The organism is Extensimonas perlucida, assembly GCF_007655255.1.
GTDB lineage: Bacteria > Pseudomonadota > Gammaproteobacteria > Burkholderiales > Burkholderiaceae_C > Extensimonas > Extensimonas perlucida.
In genome coordinates, this window is sequence record NZ_VMYE01000010.1 from 41,067 (window position 1) to 63,154 (window position 22,088).

24 protein-coding genes are annotated in these 22,088 nt (G+C 67.3%); 9 read left to right on the top strand and 15 right to left on the bottom strand.

Features of this window, described 5'->3' with window-relative positions:
- Entirely contained in the window at positions 1-1,260 is a 1,260-nt protein-coding gene (locus FK527_RS10130; protein WP_144733070.1) for a YihY family inner membrane protein, read from the top strand.
- A 289-nt stretch (positions 1,261-1,549) separates the two neighbouring features.
- On the opposite strand, the gene FK527_RS10135 is transcribed toward FK527_RS10130, so the two are convergent.
- The 4 genes from FK527_RS10135 to FK527_RS10150 all read right to left on the bottom strand — a co-directional run bounded on the left by FK527_RS10135 (position 1,550) and on the right by FK527_RS10150 (position 4,783).
- Complete coding sequence (locus FK527_RS10135; protein ID WP_144733073.1) at positions 1,550-2,293, bottom strand: hypothetical protein; 744 nt, start codon at positions 2,291-2,293, stop codon at positions 1,550-1,552.
- A 29-nt stretch (positions 2,294-2,322) separates the two neighbouring features.
- Entirely contained in the window at positions 2,323-2,589 is a 267-nt protein-coding gene (locus FK527_RS10140; protein WP_144733076.1) for a hypothetical protein, read from the bottom strand.
- Positions 2,590-2,651: 62 nt separating this feature from the next.
- Positions 2,652-3,470 carry an alpha/beta fold hydrolase gene (locus FK527_RS10145; RefSeq protein ID WP_144733079.1) on the bottom strand — a complete coding sequence of 273 codons (819 nt, stop codon included), beginning with the start codon at positions 3,468-3,470 and terminating at the stop codon, positions 2,652-2,654.
- A gap of 2 nt (positions 3,471-3,472) precedes the next feature.
- Positions 3,473-4,783, bottom strand: coding sequence for an O-acetylhomoserine aminocarboxypropyltransferase (locus FK527_RS10150; RefSeq protein ID WP_144733082.1), 1,311 nt, complete (start codon positions 4,781-4,783; stop codon positions 3,473-3,475).
- Positions 4,784-4,916: 133 nt separating this feature from the next.
- On the opposite strand from FK527_RS10150, the gene FK527_RS10155 reads away from it, so the two are divergent.
- Both FK527_RS10155 and aroC read left to right on the top strand, forming a co-directional pair.
- Complete coding sequence (locus FK527_RS10155) at positions 4,917-5,372, top strand: CBS domain-containing protein (RefSeq protein ID WP_144733085.1); 456 nt, start codon at positions 4,917-4,919, stop codon at positions 5,370-5,372.
- A gap of 117 nt (positions 5,373-5,489) precedes the next feature.
- Positions 5,490-6,587, top strand: a complete 1,098-nt coding sequence (gene aroC, locus FK527_RS10160) for a chorismate synthase (RefSeq protein WP_144733087.1) — start codon at positions 5,490-5,492, stop codon at positions 6,585-6,587.
- Between the two features lie 93 nt (positions 6,588-6,680).
- Here aroC and FK527_RS10165 read toward each other — a convergent pair whose 3' ends face one another.
- The 3 genes from FK527_RS10165 to FK527_RS10175 form a co-directional block, all read right to left on the bottom strand.
- The gene (locus tag FK527_RS10165; protein ID WP_144733089.1) at positions 6,681-7,043 is read right to left on the bottom strand and encodes a 6-pyruvoyl trahydropterin synthase family protein; all 363 of its coding nucleotides are present in this window, start codon (positions 7,041-7,043) and stop codon (positions 6,681-6,683) included.
- Positions 7,040-7,675: a 7-carboxy-7-deazaguanine synthase gene (gene queE / locus FK527_RS10170; RefSeq protein ID WP_144733092.1), complete on the bottom strand. Its 636-nt coding sequence runs from the start codon at positions 7,673-7,675 to the stop codon at positions 7,040-7,042. The genes FK527_RS10165 and queE overlap by 4 nt, the downstream gene beginning before the upstream one ends.
- 133 nt (positions 7,676-7,808) lie before the next feature.
- Positions 7,809-8,816, bottom strand: coding sequence for a P1 family peptidase (locus FK527_RS10175; RefSeq protein WP_144733095.1), 1,008 nt, complete (start codon positions 8,814-8,816; stop codon positions 7,809-7,811).
- A gap of 85 nt (positions 8,817-8,901) precedes the next feature.
- Here FK527_RS10175 and FK527_RS10180 point away from each other — a divergent pair, with 85 nt between their 5' ends.
- Positions 8,902-11,421: an ABC transporter permease gene (locus tag FK527_RS10180; protein WP_144733098.1), complete on the top strand. Its 2,520-nt coding sequence runs from the start codon at positions 8,902-8,904 to the stop codon at positions 11,419-11,421.
- A 32-nt stretch (positions 11,422-11,453) separates the two neighbouring features.
- Here FK527_RS10180 and FK527_RS10185 read toward each other — a convergent pair whose 3' ends face one another.
- The 3 genes from FK527_RS10185 to tsaE all read right to left on the bottom strand — a co-directional run bounded on the left by FK527_RS10185 (position 11,454) and on the right by tsaE (position 14,259).
- Positions 11,454-11,993, bottom strand: coding sequence for a hypothetical protein (locus tag FK527_RS10185; protein ID WP_144733111.1), 540 nt, complete (start codon positions 11,991-11,993; stop codon positions 11,454-11,456).
- Between the two features lie 134 nt (positions 11,994-12,127).
- A complete protein-coding gene (locus FK527_RS10190) occupies positions 12,128-13,717 on the bottom strand; it encodes an N-acetylmuramoyl-L-alanine amidase (RefSeq protein ID WP_144733114.1) in 1,590 nt (529 codons plus the stop codon).
- On the bottom strand, positions 13,714-14,259 hold the full coding sequence (gene tsaE / locus FK527_RS10195) for a tRNA (adenosine(37)-N6)-threonylcarbamoyltransferase complex ATPase subunit type 1 TsaE (protein WP_144733117.1): 546 nt from the start codon (positions 14,257-14,259) through the stop codon (positions 13,714-13,716). Before tsaE ends, FK527_RS10190 begins: the two co-directional genes overlap by 4 nt.
- Here tsaE and queG point away from each other — a divergent pair.
- Positions 14,242-15,375, top strand: a complete 1,134-nt coding sequence (queG, locus tag FK527_RS10200; protein WP_186298428.1) for a tRNA epoxyqueuosine(34) reductase QueG — start codon at positions 14,242-14,244, stop codon at positions 15,373-15,375. The genes tsaE and queG overlap by 18 nt on opposite strands.
- A 30-nt stretch (positions 15,376-15,405) precedes the next feature.
- Here the strand turns inward: queG and FK527_RS10205 are convergent, their stop codons facing one another.
- The 5 genes from FK527_RS10205 to FK527_RS10225 all read right to left on the bottom strand — a co-directional run bounded on the left by FK527_RS10205 (position 15,406) and on the right by FK527_RS10225 (position 19,181).
- Positions 15,406-16,317, bottom strand: coding sequence for an AEC family transporter (locus tag FK527_RS10205; protein WP_144733122.1), 912 nt, complete (start codon positions 16,315-16,317; stop codon positions 15,406-15,408).
- Positions 16,318-16,452: 135 nt separating this feature from the next.
- The gene (locus FK527_RS10210; protein ID WP_144733125.1) at positions 16,453-16,824 is read right to left on the bottom strand and encodes a chaperone modulator CbpM; all 372 of its coding nucleotides are present in this window, start codon (positions 16,822-16,824) and stop codon (positions 16,453-16,455) included.
- A 2-nt stretch (positions 16,825-16,826) separates the two neighbouring features.
- Positions 16,827-17,801: a DnaJ C-terminal domain-containing protein gene (locus FK527_RS10215; RefSeq protein ID WP_144733127.1), complete on the bottom strand. Its 975-nt coding sequence runs from the start codon at positions 17,799-17,801 to the stop codon at positions 16,827-16,829.
- A gap of 194 nt (positions 17,802-17,995) precedes the next feature.
- Positions 17,996-18,757, bottom strand: a complete 762-nt coding sequence (locus FK527_RS10220; RefSeq protein WP_144733130.1) for a class II glutamine amidotransferase — start codon at positions 18,755-18,757, stop codon at positions 17,996-17,998.
- A 151-nt stretch (positions 18,758-18,908) separates the two neighbouring features.
- The gene (locus FK527_RS10225) at positions 18,909-19,181 is read right to left on the bottom strand and encodes a cysteine-rich CWC family protein (RefSeq protein WP_342778968.1); all 273 of its coding nucleotides are present in this window, start codon (positions 19,179-19,181) and stop codon (positions 18,909-18,911) included.
- A 48-nt stretch (positions 19,182-19,229) separates the two neighbouring features.
- Here FK527_RS10225 and FK527_RS10230 point away from each other — a divergent pair, with 48 nt between their 5' ends.
- The 4 genes from FK527_RS10230 (at position 19,230) to FK527_RS10245 (ending at position 22,037) form a co-directional block, all read left to right on the top strand.
- On the top strand, positions 19,230-19,634 hold the full coding sequence (locus FK527_RS10230; RefSeq protein WP_144733137.1) for a group II truncated hemoglobin: 405 nt from the start codon (positions 19,230-19,232) through the stop codon (positions 19,632-19,634).
- 83 nt (positions 19,635-19,717) lie between these two features.
- The gene (locus FK527_RS10235; RefSeq protein ID WP_144733140.1) at positions 19,718-20,218 is read left to right on the top strand and encodes a MaoC family dehydratase; all 501 of its coding nucleotides are present in this window, start codon (positions 19,718-19,720) and stop codon (positions 20,216-20,218) included.
- Positions 20,219-20,278: 60 nt separating this feature from the next.
- The gene (locus FK527_RS10240; protein WP_144733143.1) at positions 20,279-20,872 is read left to right on the top strand and encodes a LemA family protein; all 594 of its coding nucleotides are present in this window, start codon (positions 20,279-20,281) and stop codon (positions 20,870-20,872) included.
- A 58-nt stretch (positions 20,873-20,930) separates the two neighbouring features.
- Positions 20,931-22,037 carry a M48 family metalloprotease gene (locus FK527_RS10245; RefSeq protein WP_144733146.1) on the top strand — a complete coding sequence of 369 codons (1,107 nt, stop codon included), beginning with the start codon at positions 20,931-20,933 and terminating at the stop codon, positions 22,035-22,037.
- Positions 22,038-22,088: the final 51 nt, after the last annotated feature.

A 22,088-nucleotide genomic window follows, 5' to 3' on the forward strand; every position in this document is an offset into this window, starting at 1 on the left:
ATGAACTTGTCCTTCCAGGCGGTGCTGGCGCGCATGCGTGCCATTTCGAGCGGGCTCGCGCATTTTCCGTGGCGCAACACGCTGCAGACGCTGCGCGAGCGCTTTCACGAAGACCACCTTGCGCTCACTGCGGGCAGTTTGACCTTTACCTCCGTGCTCGCGCTGGTGCCCTTCGTCACCGTGGCGCTCGCGGTGTTCACGGCCTTTCCGATGTTTGCCGAGCTGCAGAAAGTGCTGCAGCGCTGGCTCGTCGAGAGTCTGGTGCCCGAGAGCATCGCGCGCCAGGTGCTGGGCTATGTCACCCAGTTTTCTGCCAAGGCCAGCCGCCTGGGGGTGATGGGCTTCAGCGCGCTGCTGGTTACGGCGCTCGCGCTGATGTTGACCATAGACGGCACGCTCAACGCCATCTGGCGCGTGCGGCGCCTGCGCCCGCTCACGCAGCGCCTGCTCATCTACTGGGCCGGCCTCACGCTCGGGCCGCTGGCGCTCGGCGCGAGTCTGGCGCTTACCTCCTACGTGATGTCGGCCTCGGGCGGGCTGGCCAAGTCCTTGCCCGCGGGCTTGCGCTTGCTGTTCGATTCGATCCAGTTCTTCATGCTTGCGGCGGGCATGGCGGCGCTGTACCGCTATGTGCCCAACACGCCCGTGAAGTGGCGCGACGCCTGGGCCGGCGGCCTGTTCGTCGCGGTCAGTATGGAGCTGGCCAAAAAGCTGCTGGCGCTTTATCTGAGCAAGGTGCCCACGTATTCGCTGATCTACGGCGCGTTTGCCACGCTGCCGATTTTTTTGCTTTGGATCTACGTGGCCTGGCTCATCGTGCTGTTTGGCGCCGTGGTCGCGGCGTACCTGCCCGTGGTGCTCATGGGCGTGGCGCGGCACGGCGGCGGCCCGGGCTGGCCGTTTCAGCTCGCGGTGGAGGTGCTGCAGGCTCTGCATGCAGTGCGCTGGCAGCCCGCCAAGGGCCTGCGCCTGAGCGAGCTCGCTCGCCGCCTGCGCGTGGACGCGCTGCAACTGGAGCCTGTGCTCGAAACCTTGCAGGCGCTCGACTGGGTCGGCCAGGTCAGCGACCCCACCCCTGACGGCGGCGGCGCCCCCAGCCTCGTGGAACTGCGCTACGTGTTGCTCGCCGACGCGCAGAGCACCCCGCTCGCACCTCTGCTGCAGCGCCTGCTGCTGGAGCGCACGGCCAGCGTGGACCCCCTTTGGCAGCGCGCGCGGCTGGACGGGTTGATGCTGGGGGATGTGCTTTTGAAAGAATAGCTGAAGATGATTGCTGGGTAGGCGTTGGAGTGGGTTTTATGGGTTTATGGAGATGCCTTTGGCGCGGAAATAATTGGAATCTGACCCCAATTTCTGCTGCCTATCGAAAGTGTGCCAGCAGGTTGAAGGCATTGCCGTTCAACCCTTCTAGCTGCGATTTCACCTTGTCAGGCAATCACGCCCTCACATTGTTTGCAGATCGAAGCGGAGAGGATCGATCCGGTCACGCACCAAGTAGGCTAGATTCGCCAAGGAATCGAAAACCTGCGAAGGCCCGATGGGTACCATGTCAGTAGGGCAAAGGACGTCCAATGTTGATTGGCCGCTCCTTACTGTCATGGTATTTGGGATCATTGGGGCCGTTGGTATACCCCACAGGGATTCCAGCCAGATCGGTGTAGACGCGATATGTACCCCGCCCAACACCAGTTGCTATCGGCTCGCCCTTGGGCCTCCAGCGCGTATCTTCCCGCCCATGTGGGCCGTCTGCCGAGTCAATGACTGTCACAAGCCACTGAGTGGTGTTCTCGATCAGCGGTGGTGTGGGCTGCTTACGTTTGGATATGGCATCAATGATGGTGATGTGCCCATATGCGTCGTACCCCTCTCGGGTGCGGCAGACACCATCAGCGCACCAGAACATGAACAAGTCACCGGGCTTGGCCGCATCAAGGGTTGGAACCTTCTGGAGGCCATAGTCCTTTTGAACTGCCTCCCAATAGCTGTCCAACCGCAGGTGCTTTTTCCAGTAGGTTTTGGACTCTATTTCTTTGACCGTTGGGTTCTTCGCCTTTTCAAGCATGGCGCTGACAAAGCCGGTACACATGGTGTTGACCGTGTTTTCACTGGTGAATAGATCACCTTTCCAGCGCACACCTTCCGGGCCGCGAATAACGTACTTGTTGTTCTCAGGCTTGACCGTCGCAACCAACTCGCGTGCCAGTTCAAGGTGCTTGGGCACAGGTGCTGACGATTGAACTTCATCATCTGCAAGTACCTGCGCCGTGGCCATGACCATCAGCATTGCAGCCATGCTGCGTTTCATTGTTGTGCTCCCCAGCATCATTTGACCGACAGCGTAACCGAACGCAGGACGTAACCACCGCGAGGGCAATCCAACTGCCCACCGACTGCGACCATTTTGCCTGCGTAAGGCTTGAGCTTGCTGGGTTCATCCCACAGTTCGATTTCATCCTTTTGCTGCTGGCCGCAATCTGCATCACCAGACAGTGCGACAGGTGATGCCAGCTTGAGGGTGTATTGATCACCCTGCTCACGCGGGGCAACGACAACACCCACATAGCTGCAATAATTGAAATCTGACCCCAATTAAAAGAATAGCGCCTGGCGCTTGCTACATCAGCGCCAGAGGCCAATTCGATTCATAAACCTCAACACCCCAAAAACCCACGCAGCGCGTCCAGCGTCTGGTCGGGGGCTTCGGTCATCTGGTGGTGGCCTACGGGCAGGTTGACCACTTGCACGGGCTGGCTGGTTTGGCGTGCGGCGGCGATCAGGCTTTGCGCGGCTTTGGGCGAGGTCATCTGGTCGAGCGCGCCGAGCAGGAACAGCACGGGGCAGCGCACCTGCGCCATGGCTTGTTCGCCGCCGGTGTAGCTGTCGCACGCGACGAAGCCGCGGTGGAAGACGTTGACCTGCGGGTTGCTTTGCAGCACGCGCCGCCCGAGCGCCATGCCGGCGCCGAAGATCCAGGTGCCGGGGCCTAGCACTGAGGGGGGCGGCGCGAGCGTGCTGCGCGAGAACACGTTGACCATGCGCAGGGCCTTTTCGGGCTCGTGCAGCGAGGCTTCGATGAGCGCGCTCGACACCTTCATCGGGTAAGCCGTGCCCACGAGCACCAGGTGGCTCGCGCGCTCTTGCAGGCGCGCGGCGGCTTCGAGCGCGATCAGCGAGCCCCAGCTGTGGCCCACGAGTGCAGCGCGCGGCGCGCCCACGGCATCGAGCAGCGCGATGATGAACTCTGCTGCCTGCTCCACGCTCGCGGGCGCCTCGCCCGCGCTGCGGCAGTGGCCCGGCAGATCGACGGCGAGCACGTTCCATCCGTGGTGCGCGAGGTAGCGGCTTTGCAGCGGCCAGACGCTGTGGTCGTTGAGCACGCCGTGGATCAGCACGGCCGTGGGCTGCGCGGGGTTGAAGGCCTTGCCCCCGGTGTAGCAATAGGTTTGGTGGCCTTGGACTTGCAGGTACATGCTCAGGCTCCGGCTTTTTCAGCGGCCTTCAAGGCGCGCTGCAGGTCGTCGATGAGGTCGGCGGGGTCTTCGAGACCGATCGACAGGCGGATCGTGCCTTGCGCGATGCCGGCCTGCGCGAGCGCTTCGTCGCTCATGCGAAAGTGCGTGGTGCTCGCGGGGTGGATCACCAGGCTGCGGCAGTCGCCCACGTTGGCCAGGTGGCTGAAGAGCTTGAGCGTTTCGATGAACTTCTTGCCCTGTGCGCGGCTGCCCTTGAGGTCGAAGCTGAACACCGCGCCCGCGCCGCGCGGCAGCAGCTTTTGCGCGAGCGCGTGGCTCGGGTGGCTGGGCAGCAGCGGGTGCCCCACGCGCGCGACGAAGGGGTGTGCGGCAAGGAATTCGACCACTTTTTCGGTGTTGCGCATGTGGCGCTCCATGCGCAGCGGCAGCGTTTCTATGCCTTGCAGGATCAGCCACGCGGTGTGCGGGCTCATGCAGGCGCCGAAGTCGCGCAGGCCTTCGCGGCGCGCGCGCAGCAAAAAGGCGCCCACGGTGCTCTCTTCGCTGAACACCATGCCGTGAAAGCCGTCGTAGGGCTGCGTGAGCTCGGCAAACTTGCCCGCCGCGCGGGGGTTGTCCGAGTCGAAGCTGCCGCCATCGACCACGATGCCGCCCACCACCGTACCGTGGCCCGAAAGGAATTTGGTGGCCGAGTGATAGACCAGATCGGCGCCGAGCGCGAGCGGCTGCATGAGCCAGGGCGTGGTGAGCGTGGAATCGACCAGCAGCGGCACGCCCGCCTCGTGCGCGATCGCGCTCACCGTGGGGATGTCGAGCACGTCCAGACCCGGGTTGCCCACCGTCTCGCCGAAAAACAGCTTGGTGTTCGGGCGCACGGCGGCGCGCCAGCCGTCGATGTCGCCGGGTTGCACGAAAGTGGTCTCGATGCCGAAGCGCCGCAGCGTGTAGTGCAGCAGGTTCTGCGAGCCGCCATAGAGCGCCGTGCTCGCCACGATGTGGCTGCCCGCACCCATCAGCGTGGCCACGGCGAGGTGCAGCGCGGCCTGGCCGCTGGCCACGCTGATCGCGCCCACGCCGCCTTCGAGCGCCGCCACGCGCTCTTCGAGCACGGCGTTCGTGGGGTTGCTGATGCGGCTATAGACATGGCCGGCGCGCTCCAAGTTAAAGAGCGAAGCGGCCTGGTCGCTGGACTCGAAGACGAACGAGGTGCTCAGGTGGATGGGCACGGCGCGCGCGCCGGTGGCCGCATCGGGCGCGGCCCCCGCGTGCAGCGCCAGCGTGTCAAAGCCGGGGTCGGAATATCCGGGCATGCAAGTCTCCGCGAGAGGGTGGTAATCGGAAAGGGTGACTGCGATTGTGGTCGATTTGTGGGCTAATGGGCTAACATTCGCAGCGGCACGGGCTGCAGCACGGCGGCAGCCGCGCCTTGCGGAGACACACACCATGAAAGTCAGCGACATCCTGCGCCTCAAAGGCAATGCGCTCTACACCATCCACCCCGACGAACCGCTGGCCCAGGCCGTGGCCGTGATGGCCGAGAAAGACATAGGCTCGCTCGTGGTGATGGAGCATGGCGACCTCGTGGGCATGCTCACCTTTCGCGAAGTCATCCAGACGCTCGCGAACAATGCCGGCAGCCTGGGCCAGATGCGCGTGCGCACGGCCATGGACGACCACCCCTTGACCTGCACGCTCGAAACCGACATGGACGAAGTGCGCCGCATGATGCTCGACCGCCACGCGCGCTACATGCCCGTGATGGAGCGCGGCATGCTCATGGGCGTGATCAGCTTTTACGACGTGGCCAAGGCCGTGGTGGACAGCCAGAACTTCGAAAACAAGATGCTCAAGGCCTACATCCGCGACTGGCCCGAGGACGATTCGCGTCCTGCGGCTTGAGCATTTTCATAAGCCAAATTGGCCTCTGGCGCCCGTCCATAGAGCGTGAGCAGCTCTTTTTGTGATAGTTGCCGGCGCGCTGCGCAGGGCCGCCGGGCTCGCGGATAATCGCAGCCCATGAGCGGCAACACCCTAGGCACCCTTTTTTGCGTCACCAACTTCGGCGAATCCCACGGCCCGGCCATAGGCTGCGTGATCGACGGCTGCCCGCCCGGCATGCCGCTCACCGAGGCCGACATCCAGGCCGATCTGGACCGGCGCCGCCCCGGCACGAGCCGCCACGTCACGCAGCGCAACGAGCCCGACCGCGTCGAAATCCTCTCGGGCGTGTACGAGGGCCAGACCACGGGCACGCCGATCGCGCTCCTGATCCGCAACACCGACCAGCGCAGCAAGGACTACCACGAGATCGCGCAGAGCTTTCGCCCCGGCCACGCCGACTACAGCTATTGGCAAAAGTACGGCATCCGCGACCCGCGCGGCGGCGGGCGCTCGTCGGCGCGCCTCACGGCGCCCACCGTGGCCGCCGGCGCCGTGGCCAAAAAATGGCTCGCGCTGCGCTACGGCACCCGCATCCGCGCCTGCATGACGCAACTCGGCGAACTGCCGATCCCGTTCGAGGGCTGGGAATACGTGCCGCACAACCCGTTTTTCGCGCCCGTGGCCGACGTTGCGCGCTATGAAGAATATATGGACGCGCTGCGCAAGGCCGGCGACTCGTGCGGCGCGCGCATCCGCGTGCAGGCCAGCGGCGTGCCCGTGGGCCTGGGCGCGCCGATCTACGACAAGCTCGACGCCGACATCGCCTACGCCATGATGGGCCTGAACGCCGTCAAGGGTGTGGAAATCGGCGCGGGCTTTGCCAGCGTGGCGCAGCGCGGCAGCACGCACGGCGACGCGCTCACGCCGCAGGGCTTTCGCGGCAACAACGCGGGCGGCGTGCTCGGCGGCATCAGCACGGGGCAGGACATCGAAGTCAGCCTGGCCATCAAGCCCACGAGCTCCATCCTCACGCCGCGCGAGTCCATAGACATCCACGGCCACAGCACCGAAGTCATCACCAAAGGCCGCCACGACCCCTGCGTAGGCATACGCGCCGCCCCCATCGCCGAAGCCCTGCTCGCGCTCGTGCTCATAGACCACGCCCTGCGCCATCGCGCCCAATGCGGCGACGTGACGCCGCCGCTCGCGCCGATTCCTGCGGCTGTGGGGTAATTGGGGCCGGATTCCGATGATCGGCCGTCCGGTTGGGGCGCGGAAAATTGGAATCTGACCCCAATTTTGTGATCCCAATTCCTGCCGTGCAGGTCAGGGCCGATAGACGCAGCGGTCGCCGATCGCGTGGCGCTCCACCGTCACGGCCGCGAGGCCGGGAATCCTGGGTTGGAGTTCGTTCCAGATGAAGGTGCAGAGGTTTTCCAGCGTGGGGATGCCCAGGCCCGGCACGTCGTCGAGGAAGTGGTGGTCCAGCTTCTCGCGCAGCAGATTGACTTCGCGCCGCACATAGCCCAGGTCCATCACCATGCCGTTGTGCGCTGCGGGTTCGCCGCGCACTGCGACTTCGGCGTAGTAGGTGTGGCCGTGCACGCGGCGGCTGCCCTCGGCCTCGATGTCGCGGCGCAAGGTGTGTGCGGCATCAAAGAAAAAACGCTGGCTGATCTCATGCATCATCGAATTCCGATCATCTTGTGCGACTGCAGGCCCAGCCGCCATTGGGGGTGGCGCAGGCAATAGGCGATGGCCCGCGCAGTGTTTTGTGCGCGTTGCGGCCCGTCCATGGGCTGCAGGAAAAAGTGTTCGAAGGCCCAGCCCTCGAATTGCGCCGGGTCCACGCCAGGCTGTGGGTACACCAGCTTGAGCTCGTTGCCCTGCCGCAGCACCACTTCGGCCTGGTCTTTGGGGCTCACGCAGACCCAGTCCAGCCCGGGCGGCGCAGGCAGCGTACCGTTGGTCTCCACGGCGATGGTGAAGCCGCGCGCATGCAGGGCGCTGGTCAGCGCCTCGTCCACCTGCAGCAGCGGCTCACCACCGGTCAGCACCACATAGCGCCGCGCCATCCCCGGCGCTTCCCACGCGGCGGCAATGGCATCGGCCAAAGCGTCGGCGGTGGCGAACTTGCCGCCGCCGGTGCCGTCGGTGCCGACGAAGTCGGTATCGCAGAAGCGGCACACCGCGCTGGCGCGGTCTTCCTCGCGCCCGCTCCAGAGATTGCAGCCCGCAAAGCGGCAAAACACCGCTGCCCTGCCGGACTGGGCGCCCTCGCCTTGGAGGGTGAAGAAAATCTCTTTGACTGCGTATGACATGCTGCTTTCTGGCTTGCGAGAGGGAGGATTTTCGCAGCTTGCGGGGTGTGGCTAGGAGCAGCCTTTGCGCAGCGTGTTTGGGGAGGCCGCAGGAAGGCGAATGTGGGCACGTTGGAATCCGCCCCTCATTCCCTCAGCCAGGCCGCGTCAAGTCACGCGCGCTGGGCAGGTGCAAGTCCGCAATGGTCAACGCCTGCGCCGCGAGCACGGCGCGCACGGTGGCGCGGGCCGTGGCTTCGGCGGCGAGGGTGCACAGGGTCAGCATGTCCAAGCTTTTGCCGGCCAGGCCCGTGCCCAGCGCGAACAAGGTGTCGCCATCGAACGGCGTGTGCACTGGGTAAATACAGCGCGCCAAGCCGTCGTGCGCAGTCAGGGCGAGGCGCCGGCCCTGCACCTTGGTAATTTGGGCATCGGTGGCGACGACGCCTATGGTGGTGTTGCTGCCGCCCAGCGGCGGCTGGTGCAGCGCCCCTTGCAGCAAGGTGCGGCGCGTGTCCTGCAGATGCCGGCCGTCGGGCGTGCGTGCGCCGGCCAGGATCTGCGCGCTGCCTGGGTCGAGCACGTCGCCGAGCGCGTTGCACGCGATCAGTGCGCCCACCGTCACGCCATCGACCGTGACCGAGGCCGTGCCCACGCCGCCCTTCATCGCGCGCGCAAGGCCGAACAGCTTGCCCACGGTGGCGCCCGCGCCCGCGCCCACGTTGCCCTCGGACGGGTCTTGCGCGCTGGCCGCGGCGCAGGCGGCGTAGCCCGCGGCGGCGTCGGGGCGGATGCGCATGTCGCCCACGGGCAGGTCGAACAGCACGGCCGCGGGCACCAGCGGCACGCGGCCCACGCCCACGTCGTAACCTATGCCTTGCGCTTCGAGCCAGCGCATCACGCCGCTGGCGGCGTCCAGCCCCCAGGCGCTGCCGCCCGTGAGCAGCACCGCGTGCACCTGCTCGACCAGGTTGCCGGGTTCGAGCAAATCGGTCTCGCGTGTGCCCGGCGCCGCACCGCGCACGTCCACACCGCCCACGGCCCCAGCGCGCGCGAGCACCACGGTGCAGCCCGTGGGGCGGCGCGGGTCGGTGAAGTGGCCCACTTCGATGCCGGCCACGCGGGTGATGCTGCCGGCTTCGGAGGAAGAAAGTTGCTTCATGTGCGGCATTATGCGGCGCGCTTTTGCAGGCCCGAATGCCCGCAGGCGCCCGTTCCGAAACCCCTTTGCGCTATCGTTGCGCGCCATGGACTGGTCTTTTCTGCGTTTGGGCTGGCGCACCTTGTGGCGCGATATGCGTGCGGGTTCGCTGCGGCTGTTGGTGGTGGCCGTGACGCTGGCCGTGGCGGCGCTTTGTGCCGTGGGCTTTTTTTCGGACCGGCTGCAGCGCGGCCTGCAGCGCGATGCCTTGCAGCTGCTCGGCGGCGACGCCGTGGTGGTGAGCGACAACCCTACGCCTGCCGCGTTCGCCGAGCGCGCGCGGGCGCTGGGTTTGCGCTCGGTCACCAGCATCAGCTTTGCCACCATGGCGCGCGCCGACGATGCGCAGGGCGGGGCGAGCAAGCTCGTGGCGCTCAAGAGCGTGGAGCCTGGCTACCCGCTGCGCGGCAGCCTGCGCGTGGTGGCGCAAGAGGGTGGGCCGGAGCGCAGCACGCGCGAAATTCCCGCGCGCGGCACGGTGTGGGTGGATGCGGCGCTGCTCGAAGCACTCGGGCTGCGCCTTGGGGACGCGCTGCTGCTGGGCGATGCGCGCTTTCGCATCACGCACACCATCGCCTTCGAGCCCGACCGCGGGGCCGGTTTCATCAACTTCGCGCCGCGCGCCATGATCGCGGCGGCCGATCTTCCCGCGACGGGCCTGGTGCAGCCCGCGAGCCGCCTCACGTACCGCTTTGCCGTGGCCGGGCCGCCCGCTGCGGTGCGCAACTTCGTGCGCTGGGCCGAGGCCGCGCTGAAGCAGCCCGGTGTGCGCGGCGTGCGTCTGGAGACGCTGGAGACGGGCCGCCCCGAGATGCGCCAGACGCTTGAGCGCGCGGACAAGTTCCTCAACCTCGTGGCGCTGCTCGCGGCCTTGCTCTCGGCCGTGGCGGTGGCGCTGGCGGCGCGCAGTTTTGCCGCTGCGCACCTGGACACGGCGGCGCTGCTGCGCGTGCTCGGCCAGAGCCAGCGCAGCATCGCGGGCGCTTATTGCATGGAATTTGCGCTGCTGGGCCTGTTTGCGAGCGGCCTGGGCGTGGCGCTCGGTTACGCGGTGCACCTGGGTTTTGTGCAGTTGCTCGCGGGGCTGGTGGAATCGGGCCTGCCCGCGCCGAGCTGGTGGCCCGTGGCGTTTGGGCTGGGCATGGGGCTCACGCTGCTGCTGGCTTTCGGGCTGCCGCCGGTGCTGCAACTGGCGCAGGTGCCGCCGCTGCGCGTGCTGCGGCGCGACGTGGGGGGCTTGAGGCCGGCGTCGCTGGGTGTGCTGGGCGTGGGCACGCTGGGCTTTGCCGCGCTGCTGCTGGCCGTGGGGCGCGACCTGAAGCTCGGGCTGATCGCCGTGGGCGGTTTTGCCGGCGCGGTGTTGCTGTTTGCCGTGCTGGGCTGGGGGGCGGTGCGGCTTTTGCGCGCGTGGGTGCGCACGGCCACAGCGCCGCGCTGGTGGATTTTGGCCGTGCGCCAGCTCGCGGCGCGCCCCGCTTATACGGTGGTGCAAATCAGCAGTTTGGCGGTGGGGCTGCTGGCGCTGGTGCTGCTGGTGTTGTTGCGCACCGACCTCATCAGCAGCTGGCGTCAGGCCACGCCGCCCGATGCGCCCAACCGCTTCGTGATCAACATCCTGCCCGAGCAGGCGCAGGCGTTTCGCGCGCGGCTGCATGCGGCCGGCGTGCGCCAGTACGACTGGTACCCCATGGTGCGCGGGCGGCTCGTGGCCATCAACGGCCAGCCCGTGGGCTCGGACAGCTTCACCGAAGACCGCGCCAGGCAGCTCGTCGAGCGCGAGTTCAACCTCTCGTACACGAGCCGCTTGCCCGCGCACAACGTCTTGGTCGCGGGCCGCTGGGTGGCGCAGGAGGCGGGCGCGATCAGCGTGGAGGAAGGACTCGCCAAGACCCTGGGGCTGCAGTTGGGCGACCGGCTGCGCTTCGACATGGCCGGCGTGCAGAATGAGGCGCGCATCACGAGCGTGCGCAAGGTCGATTGGAGTTCGATGCGCGCGAATTTTTTCGTGCTCTACCCGCTCGATCAGCTGGAAGGCGTGGCCGCGACCTATCTGGCCGCTTTTCGCGCGCCAGCGCTGGCGGGCTTGGACAACGCGCTCGTGCGCGAGTTTCCGAACATCACCGCCGTGGACCTGAGCCAGACGCTAGGCCAGGTGCAGCGCGTGCTCGACCAGGTGATCGCCGCGGTGGAGTTTTTGTTCGTTTTCACGCTCGCAGCCGGGCTCGTGGTGCTGTTTGCCGCAGTCTCGGCCACGCGCGAGGAACGGGCGCGCGAATTCGCCATCTTGCGCGCGCTGGGGGCGAGCGCGCGCCTGCTGCGTGCGGTGCAGCGCGCTGAGCTGCTCGGGGTGGGGCTGCTCGCCGGGCTGCTGGCGAGCGTGGCGGCGCTCGCCGTGGGTTGGGCGCTTGCGCACTACGTGTTCGACTTTGCCTGGACGGCGCCCGTCTGGGTGCCGCTGGCGGGCGCCTTGGCCGGTGCGCTGCTCGCGCTGGCGGCGGGCTGGTGGAGCTTGCGTGAGGTGCTGCGCCGCCCGGTGATGGAGACCTTGCGCCGCGCGGTGGAGTGAGCTGAAGGCGGTTTCGGTGGTGATGCGCAGATTCAAGCGCCCAAAGGGTCAGCGTGTTCCTCGGGCAGCAGCTCCTTGAGGCGTTCGCGTATCGTTTGCGCGCGTTCGTGGCCGGCCATCTGCACCACTTCTTCGATCAAGGCGGCGCCTACGTGGAGCATGCTTTCGACGTCGCGCGCATTGCGCAGGGCCTCGCGGAAGGTGTCGGCCAATGCCGGGTCGCGCCGCGCAAACATGCGCTCGCACATGTCGAACAGGTACATGCGCGCCGCCGGCAGCGAGCGCAGTGCTTGCGCTGAATTTGCCGGCTTGGCCGTTGGCTGCGCCACGGCGGGCGCCGGCTGCAGTTGGACTTCGACGGCTTCGACAGTTTCGACGATCTTTTCGACGATCAGATAGCCTTCGGCGATGAGCTTGTCCAGCAGCTGTGCGCCCATGCCATTGTGCAAGGCGTGCAATTCGGCGGCGCGCTTGCCTTCGGCCAGCAGCAGCAGGGAGCGCTCACGCAGACTCAGGGTGCGCACGCCCGGGGAGAGCTCGAGACGTGCTTTCTCGGTTTTGCGCAGGAACATGGCGAATGTAATCACATGTTAAAGACCCATTGCATCGTGTTTTCATGACGAGGGGATGACATGAGGCCATGGCTGGCGGGGGGGGGGGGATTGGCGGTGTGGCAGCGGCCCTGGCGAGCGCTCTACTGCCCACCTCACACCGAGCGGCTGCGCGCGAGCGGCGGATTTTTGGCGAAGTAGCGCTGGATGCCGCGCATCAGGGCGTCGGCCAGGCGCTCCTGGTAGTCGCGGCTGCGCAGGCGCGCCTCTTCGTCGGGGTTGCTGATGAAGGCGGTTTCGACGAGCACGCTGGGAATGTCGGGCGCCTTGAGCACGGCAAAGCCGGCTTGCTCCACGCGCGGCTTGTGCAGCTGGCCCACGTTGCCGATTTCGCCCAGCAGCGCGCTGCCGAGCTTGAGGCTGTCGTTGATCTGCGCCGTGGTGCTCATGTCGAGCAGGGCGCGCTGCACATGCTGGTCTTGCGCACGCACGTTCAGGCCGCCGACCAGGTCGGCCTGGTTCTCTTTGTTGGCGAGCCAGCGCGCGGCGGTGCTCGAGGCGCCGCTCTGGCTCAGGGCAAATACGCTCGCGCCGCGCGCGGCTGGCGTCGTGAAGGCGTCGGCGTGGATGCTCATGAACAGGTCGGCCTGCACGCGCCGCGCTTTTTCCACGCGCGTGCCCAGCGGCACGAAAAAGTCCGCGTCGCGCGTGAGAAAGGCGCGCATCGGGTTGCCATTCACGCTCGTGGCGTTGATGCGATCACGCAGCAAGAAGGCGATGCGCAGCACCACGTCTTTCTCGTGCGTGCCCGCGGGGCCGGTGGCGCCCGGGTCTTCGCCGCCGTGGCCCGGGTCTAGCGCCACGATGATGATGCGGTCGGTCTGGCGCGCCGTCGCGCCCGTGCTGCTGCGCGCGGGGGCGGGCGTGGGCGCCGGTGTGGCCGTGGGCGCAGCGGGCGGGGCCGTGGCGGGCGCGGGGGCCGCTGCCACGGTGACGGGCGGCGCGGCGGGTGTGGTCGCTGCTGCGGGGCGGGCCGTGCGCTGGCTGATGAGCTCGCCGAGCGGGTCCGAGGCGGCGTGCGCCGTCGTGGCAGCGGCGGGGCGTGCTGCGCTGGCGGGGGTGGCGGGCTGCAGCGGTGCAGAGGGCGAAGCCGCAGGTGTGGTAGCGGAGGCAGTGGCGGCCGTGGCAGGTTTGGCCGCGGCGATGGAGGTCGGCGCCTGTCCTTGTCGCTGGTCTGCCGCCGGTGCATCGCGCAGGCGCTCGGCGATCAGCGCTGCGAGCGGATCGACGGCGCGCGCCGGGTACAGGTCGAGCACCAAGCGGTGCTGGTACGCGGCCACCGGCGTGAGCGTGAACACCTGCGGCTGGGCTTCTTGCTTGAGGTCTATGACCAGGCGCACCACGTTGGGTGCGTACTGGCCCACGCGGATGCCCGCGATGTTGGGGTCGTCGGCCTTGACCTTGGCCACGAGCTCGCGCAGCGCCGGGTTCAGCTCTATGCCCTCGATGTCCACCGCGAGGCGCGGTGGCGCGGTGACGAAGGTCTGCCGGGTCACGAGCGGCGCATCGGATTCGATGGTGACGCGCGAATACTCGGGTGCAGGCCACACGCGCACGGCCACGATGGTGGCGCCGCGTGCGATCTGTTGCACGCCCAGCAGCAGCACCAGGCTACCGGCCTGCAGCAGCGTGCGCCGTGGCAATCGGGGGGGCGTGAAGGGGGATGGAGCTTGCGAAGGCGTCATGGCGATGTACGCAGGGCTTGTAGCAGCCGCTGGCCCGTGGCGCTCGCGGCCTGCAGCGTGGCGCGCCTGCTGGTGTCATCGATTGCTTCTATATTGATAGCTATATCAGCTGCTGGGATGAGCGCTGCAGCCTTTTCTGGCCATTCGGCGAGTTTGAGCCCGGGGGCCGCGAAGACATCACGAAAGCCCGCATCTTCCCACTCGCGCGGGTCGCTGAAGCGGTAAAAGTCGAAGTGCCACACCGCCAAGCCCGGCAATTCATAAGGCTCGACCACGGCGTAAGTCGGGCTCTTGATGCGCCCGCGCACGCCCAGCGCGCGCAGCAGGTGGCGCACCAGCGTGGTCTTGCCCGCGCCGAGCTCACCGTGCAGCGTGATGAACACGCTGGAGCCGGGCGGCAGCGCCTGCAGCTGCGCCGCGAGCTGTTGCGCGAAGGCGGCGGTGTCGTCCTCGGTGCGCCAGAGGCAGGCGAGGGCGCCGCTCGGCGCCGCGCTGCTTTCTTCGCTTTCTACAATCCGGTCGGTATGGGGTGTGACAGTCAACTCGTTCCTCGAATCCAGGCGTGGGGCCGCGAGCTGGGATTTTCCCAAATCGGCGTGGCTGGCGTCGATTTGTCCGCGTGCGAGTCCGGGTTAGTGCAGTGGCTCGCGCAAGGGTTTCACGGCGCGATGGACTATATGGCGGCGCACGGCCTGAAGCGCGCCCGCCCGGCCGAACTGGTGCCGGGCACGGTGAGCGTGATCACCGCGCGCATGGATTATCTGCCGCGCATGGACGCGGGCGGGCTGCCTGCGCAGGGTGAGGGCGGCAATGAGGGCGAGCAGGACTGGCGCGCCGTCGAATGGGCGCGGCTGGCACGCCCGCAGGAGGGCGTGGTCTCGCTCTATGCGCGGGGGCGCGACTACCACAAGGTGCTGCGCGCGCGCCTGCAAAAGCTCTGCGACCGCATAGCCGCGGCCATCGGGCCGTTCGGGCACCGCGTGTTCACCGATTCGGCGCCGGTGCTCGAGGCTGCGCTTGCCGAGCGCAGCGGCCTGGGCTGGCGCGGCAAGCACACGCTCGTCATCGACCGCGCCGTGGGCTCGATGTTTTTCCTCGGCGAGATTTATACCGATCTGGCCCTGCCGCCCACGCAGCCCGTCCACGAGCACTGCGGAACTTGTAGCGCCTGCCTGAGCGCCTGCCCCACGGGGGCAATCGTCGCGCCCTACCGGCTCGATGCGCGGCGCTGCATTTCCTACCTGACCATCGAACACCCGGGCGCGATCCCGCCCGAGCTGCGCCCGTTGCTGGGCAACCGCATCTACGGTTGCGACGATTGCCAGCTCGTGTGCCCCTGGAACAAGTTTGCCCAGCGCAGCAGCCTGCCCGACTTCGACGCGCGCGCCGAACTCACGGGCCAGCCGCTGGTACAGCTCTTTGCCTGGGACGAAGCCACGTTCTTGCGCCACACCGAGGGCGCGCCGATCCGCCGCATAGGCCATGAGCGCTGGCTGCGCAACATCGCGGTGGCGCTGGGCAATGCGCTGCGCAGTGGCCATGCCCTATTGACAGAGGAGGAGCGGGCCGTGCTGCGCGCTGCGCTGCAAGCGCGCGCTGGGCACACCAGCCCGCTGGTGCGCGAACACGTGGTCTGGGCGCTCGCGCAGGGCGATTGAGGCGTGCGCGCCGGATTCGCTCACACTTTCTCAGGCCCCGCGCAGCACGCCAAGGGCAAACGGCAGGCTCAGCATGCCGAGCAGGGTGGACAAAGTCACCAGCCCAGCCACATAGGCGCCGTTGTAGCCCATGCGCGCGGCCAGCACGTAACACGTGGAGGCCGTGGGCAGGGCCGTGAAGGCGAGCAATATCGTGGTTTGCAGCGCGTCCAGCCCCCACAGGCGCGCGAGCACGCTCGCTATCAGCGGTTGCAGCAGGTGGCGTATGCCCAGCACACCGACGGCGAGCAGCTTGCCGCGGTGCAGCAAGCCCAGCTGCATGCCCGCGCCTGCCGACATCAGCCCAAGCGCGAGCGAGGCCGCACCGACGCGGCCTACGGCGGGCTCCAGCCAAGTGGGAATGCGCAACCCCAGCAGATTGGCCGTGAGCCCCGTGACGGTGGCGACGATCAGCGGGTTGCGCAGCAGCTCGCGCACGAAGCCGCGCTCGCCGTGCCGCGCCATGGGCCAGACGGCCGCGACGTTGAAGATTGGCACGCACACGCCGATCAGCACGGCAATCAGCAGCACCCCTTGCGCCCCGGCCAGGCGCTCGGCCAGGGCCAGCCCGATGAAGGAGTTGAAGCGAAACGCCACCTGCGCACTCGCCGCATGGTCGCGCGCGGCGATATGGCGCCCCAGCCAGGGCCAGTGCGGCAGGCTGCAGGCCAGCGCGATGCCCGCGAGCCCCGAAAGCACGCCCGCCGCGAGCAAATTCGAGGTGGTGTGCAGGTCGATCGGGCTTTTGAGGATGGAGTGAAACAGCAGCACCGGAAACAGCAGGTAATACACCAGGCTCTCCACGGGCTGCCAGATGGAGCGGTCGAGCGCCGTGAAGCGGCACAGCAGGTAGCCAAACAGAATCAGCGAAAAATCGGGGAAAAGCAGTTGCGCATAGTTCACGGCTTGAGGATAGCGCGGCCAGCAATCGGCACACAACGCGAGCCGCTCGGGCAAGGGAAGGTGATGGCCCGCCTTGGCGGCGACTCATCTTGAGTGCTGTTTTCCGAGTGCTCGATGAAGCCGCGTCGGCGCCGCTCAGCCCGCGTCCACCGTCTCGAGCAGCGCTTGCATCTGCGCCTGCATCCGCTGCAGGCGCTGGCGCAGGTCGGCGACTTCTTCGATCAGGTCCACGGTGAGCGCGGCCAGCTGCGGGTCGGCGTCGAAGGCGCGCTCGAGCTGTGCAAGGCGGCGTGCGCGCACCAGCGCGGCGCCGGCGAAGTGCCACTGGCCTTGCTGCTCGTGCGCGGGCAGCAGGCCGGCTTGGAGGCGCTCCAGAACCCAGTCGGGGCCCATGCGGCAGCTGCGTGCGAGCTCTTCGAGGCTCAGCCAGACGCCATCATCGAGCAGTTCTGCCGACAGGGCTTGCAACACGGTGGCGTGGCTGGACAGGCGGGAAGTCGTGTTCATGTTCAGGCTCCTTGCCGGGGGTTGAAGCGGGGAAAGGCTTGGGCGAAGGCCGTGTAGGCGGCGCGCTCGGACTCGGTGCGTGCGGGCGGCAGCGCGACGTTCAGCTCCAGGTACAAGTCGCCCGGCGGGTTGCCTGGGATGCCGCGCCCTTTGAGCCGCAGCTTGCGCCCTGGCTTGGAGCCCGCGGGCACCTTGACTTCGACCGTGCCCGAGGGTGTGGCGACTTCGATGCTCGCGCCGAGTTCGGCCTCCCATGGCGCCACGGGCACTGGCTGGTAGACGTCGCGGCCTTCGGCGCGCCAGCGCGGGTCGGGCTTGAAGTGCACTTCGAGGAACAGGTCGCCCGCCGGTCCGCCGCCTGCGCCAGGCGCACCCTGGCCCGGTACGCGGATGAGCTGGCCTTCGCGCACGCCCTTGGGGATTTTGACCTGCAGCGTGCGTTCTTCCTGCACCAGGTGACCCTGGGCGTCGAGCCGGCCGCCATGCAGCGTGAGCATGCGCTCGGCGCCCTGGTAGGCGTCGAGCAGGTCGAGCTCGATCTTGGCGTGGTGGTCGCTGCCGCGCTGCGCGGCGCTGCCGAAACCATGGCGCGCGCCGTGTGCGCCGTGGCCCGTGCGCCCCTGGCGTGCCGCGCGGCCAAAGAGCTGCTCGAAGAAGTCGCTGAAGTCGCCCCCGTAGCCGTCGCCCCCGCCGAAGTCGGAGAACTCGTAGCCCGCATCCCAGTTCGGCGGCGGGCGGAAGTCGTGCCCCGGCCCTTGGGCGGCCTGCTGGCGCAAGGCGTCGTAGGCGGCGCGCTTTTCTGGGTCGGAGAGCACGGTATTGGCCTCGTTCACCTCGCTCATGCGCTGCGCGGCGTCGGGTTCCTTGCTTACGTCGGGGTGGTACTTGCGCGCAAGCTTGCGATAGGCCTTTTTGACTTCATCGGCCGTGGCCGTCGGTTCGACGCCAAGGATCTTGTAATAGTCTTTGAACTCCATGCATAAGCTCCTGAGAAAGGGGGGCTGCAAGGCAGCCTGCGGGGAACGGGCTGGGCGCGTCCATGTGTGCCATCTTGGCACGGGGCGCTTCGCGCGGCTGAAATCGCCTTGCAGCGCCATATATGGGATGCGGGGCGGAATTTGTCAACGAAGCGGCGGCAGTGCGGGGGCATGTTCCCTGCCGAAACGGGCTGTCATGCGCTCGCACCATCGACGAAAACACGCAATTCACCGGGCGCCATGGACGTCCAGGCCTCGTCGGTGGTGAGCGGGGCCGTGACCACGAGGGCCACGCGGTCGTTGGGCTGGGTGTGCGCGGAAAAGTCCACGCTCAGGTCTTCGTCGCTCAGGTGCGCCTCGGTGAAGGGGTGGCGGCGCTCGAGGTAGTGCAGCTGCGTGGAGGCGTGCGCCCACAGCGCCTGGCCGTTCGAGAGCAAAAAATTGAAAGTGCCGTGCGGCGCCACGTGCGCCGCCAGCTCGCGCAGGGTGAGCGTGAGCTCGGCGATGCTGGGCACGCCGGCGTGTGATTTGGCGAGCTCTTGCATGATCCAGCAGAACACATGCTCGCTGTCGGTGCTGCCCACGGGATGGAAGTGCGCGTGCAGGCGCGGGCGAAAGTCCTTAAGGTCGCCGTTGTGCGCGAACACCCAGTAGCGCCCCCAGAGCTCGCGCACGAAGGGGTGGCAGTTTTCCAGCGCGACGTGGCCCTGCGTGGCCTTGCGGATGTGGGCAATGACGTTGCAGCTATGAATGGGGTAGCGCCGCAGCAAGTCGGCCAGCGGCGAATCGACGGCGCGCTGCGGGTCCACGAAGTGGCGCAGGCCCTTGTTCTCGAAAAAAGCGATGCCCCAGCCGTCCGCATGCTGGTCGGTGCGCCCGCCACGCTGGGTGAAGCCGGTGAAGCTGAAGTTCAAGTCGGTGGGCGTATTGGCATTCATGCCGAGCAGCTGGCACATGGGCGGCGGGGTGGAAAAAACCAAAACCGAAGAAAGGGCGTGGCGCAAGGCGATGGCACCGAAGCCAGGAAAGTGCGGGCTATGATCCTAAGCTCGGCAGTTGAACGCTGCATTTTGTATGCAACTCTTTGATTGGAAAGTCGGGACGCCGTCAAGAAAAACGGCCTGCCGCACACGCGGGGCACAGACAGACTTGCCCGCGCTGTTCGGCGGGAACCGCTGCCAGCGCCTCGGGCGCGATGCTTGCCGTCATGCACCAGCAGTCTTGGGCGTCCGTTCGTGCGGCCTGCGCACACTGGTTATGGCGGCCGCAGCAGGGGCAGACGCGCGGGTCGGTGGTTGTGTTCGATGGTGGTAGTGGGGCTGACGGCATGCGCGGCAAGTGTAGGTCATAGCCGGTGTCTGGCGCGCAAACTGCCCCCATTTTTGATAGCTTACTGTGCAGACTGCAGCGGCGGTAGAGGCCTTTTTTATGGAAAACACAATTCCCGAAAACGTCACGACGGCCTTCGAATGGCTGGGCGGTGAGGACAAGGTGCGCGCGCTGGTCGAGCGCTTTTACGACCTCATGGACCTGGAGCCAGCCTATGCCGAGCTGCGCGCCGTGCACGGCAGCGACCTGGACGGCGCGCGGCAAAAACTGTTCTGGTTTTTGTGCGGCTGGCTTGGCGGGCCGGCGTATTACACCGAGCGCTTCGGCCACCCGCGCCTGCGCGCGCGCCACCTGCCTTTTGCCATCGGCATCAAGGAGCGTGACCAATGGGTAGCCTGCATGGACCAGGCCATGCGCGAAACCGGCGTGCCCGAGGCGCTGCGCGCGCGCCTGCACGAGAGCTTCATGAACACGGCCGATTGGATGCGCAACAAGGGCGGGTGATGCGTCGCGCATGTGCTTGTGCGCTGCAGCCGCGCTATGGCAAGCTCGGTGCCTCTTTTCAGCTTTTTTCAGGAGACAAGCCCATGAACCAGCCCACAAACGATTCCGCCGCTGCGCCCAGAAGCATCAAGTATTACTGGGAAGACCTGCCCGTGGGCACCACGCTGGAGCTTGGCAGCGTGGTGCCCACGCGCGCGGAAATCATCGCGTTTGCCCGGCAGTACGACCCGCAGCCCTTTCACCTCGACGATGCGGCGGCGGCGCAATCGGTGTTCGGCAAGCTCTGCGCGAGCGGCTGGCACACCTGCAGCCTGGCGATGCGGCTCACGGTCGATCAATTCCTGGGCCAGGCCGCGGGCCTGGGCTCGCCGGGGCTGGACAATCTGCGCTGGCTCAAGCCGGTGTTCCCTGGCGACACGCTCTCGCTGCGCCTGCACATCATCGAGGCGCGTCCCATGGGATCGCGCCCGGACGTCGGCCTAGCCCGCGCCAAGTGGGAAATGTTCAACCAGCACAATGAAGTAGTGCTGACTATGGAGGGTTCGATCATGTTCCGGCGGCGTGCGCCGGGCGCCGCTGCATGATGTGACTTTTGCCTGCCCTATGATGGGCCCTGGAGTCCAAGGGATGCATGAGGAGGGGCCATGTCAAAAGGTGCAATGATTGCCGTGAGCATCGTGGTGGTGCTTGGGGTTTGGGCGGTTGCCATCTACAACCGGTTGGTGCAGTCGCGCAACCGCATCGCCAATGCGTTTGCCCAGATCGACGTGCAGCTCAAGCGGCGGCATGATTTGGTACCCAATCTGGTCGAGGTCGCGCGCCGCTACCTGGCCCACGAGGCCGCCACGCTTGAGGCCGTGATCCAGGCGCGGGGGCGGGCGCAAAGTGCGGCGGCTGCAGTGCACGCCACGCCTGCGAGCGCTGCCGCCATGGGCGCGCTGGCCGCGGCCGAAAACGCCTTGGGCAGCAGCCTGGGGCGCCTCATGCTGGTGGCCGAAGACTACCCCGAGCTCAAGGCCGACGCGACCATGCAGTCGCTCAGCGAAGAGCTCACGAGCACCGAAAACCGCCTGGGCTTCGCGCGCCAGGCCTACAACGACCAGGTGCTCGAATTCAACGACCAGGCCACCAGGTTCCCAGCCCTCATCGTCGCCAGGCTGCTGAACTTTCCGGTGGCGCCCATGCTCCAGTCCACACGCAGCGAGGAAGAGCGCGCGGCGCCCAAGGTGCAGTTCTGAGCCTGCAGCGTTTGCGCAGAATGTGCATTGAATCGGGCGCACCTGCGGCGGCGTTGCGATGAATTTCTGGCAACACCAGGACGATGCGCGCAGGCGCACGCGCCGGCTGCTGCTGGCATTTGCCCTCGCCGTGCTTGCGCTGGCCGCGGCCGTGCATGGCGCGCTGGTGCTGGCCTGGCTGGGCGTGGGCTGGCTGCTGCACCTGCGCTTGCCCTTTCCGCTGGGCTTTGCGCAGGTCAACGTGGGGGTGACGCTGCTGCTGGTGCTCGGGGGCTGGCTGCTCGAGATTTCCAATCTGCGCGCCGGTGGCGTCAGGCTGGCCGAGCGCATAGGCGCGCGCGAGGCGCGGCCTGCGGTGTCGCACGCCGAACAGCGCCTGTGCAACATCATCGACGAACTGGCCATCGCCGCGCACATGCCCAGGCCCCAGGCCATGGTGCTGCCCCGCGCCGACGCGATCAATGCCTTTGCCGCGGGCTGGGAGCCCGCCGACGCCGTGGTCGCCGTGACCCAGGGCGCGCTCGACTATCTGACGCGCGAGGAATTGCAGGGCATGGTTGCGCACGAGCTGAGCCACTTGTACGAGGGCGACACCTACCTCAAGATGCAGCTCGCGGGCATGGTGCAGGGGCTGGAGCTGGTGCATGGCTTTGGCGACCACTTGCGCGGCTACGGAGCCCTGGGGACGTTTTTCGGCTCACTGGTGATGGTCGTCGGTTTCGCAGGCTGGCTCGCAGGCCGGGTGTTCAAGGCCGCCGTCTCGCGCCAGCGCGAATACCTTGCCGATGCGCGCGCGGTGCAATGGACGCGCAGCAAGAACGGGCTGGGCGGCGTGCTGCGCAAGGTGCTGGCCCAATGGGAGGCTGGGCAGGTCGGGCAGGCCGCATCGGTGTCACACGAGCGCGTGGCCCCCATAGGGCTCGCGCATCCCGTGGTGCAGCACATGCTGCTGGTGGAGCTGCCCTCCAGGCACCTGCTCGCGCATTGGCTCGATTCGCACCCGCCGCTCGCGGAGCGGGTGCGCCGCATCTACGGCCGCAGCATGCCGCCGCTGCCTGTAGCCCCTGTTTACGAGGCCCCCGACCCACAACGCCGCCCAGCTACCATGCCCGAGCCCGGGGCGCAGACGCTGGCGTCCAAGGTCGATCCGTTTGCGCGCTATTGAGCGGCGGTGTGTGGGCTGTGCTGCTTATCAGGCGGCACAGCACGGGGCGCA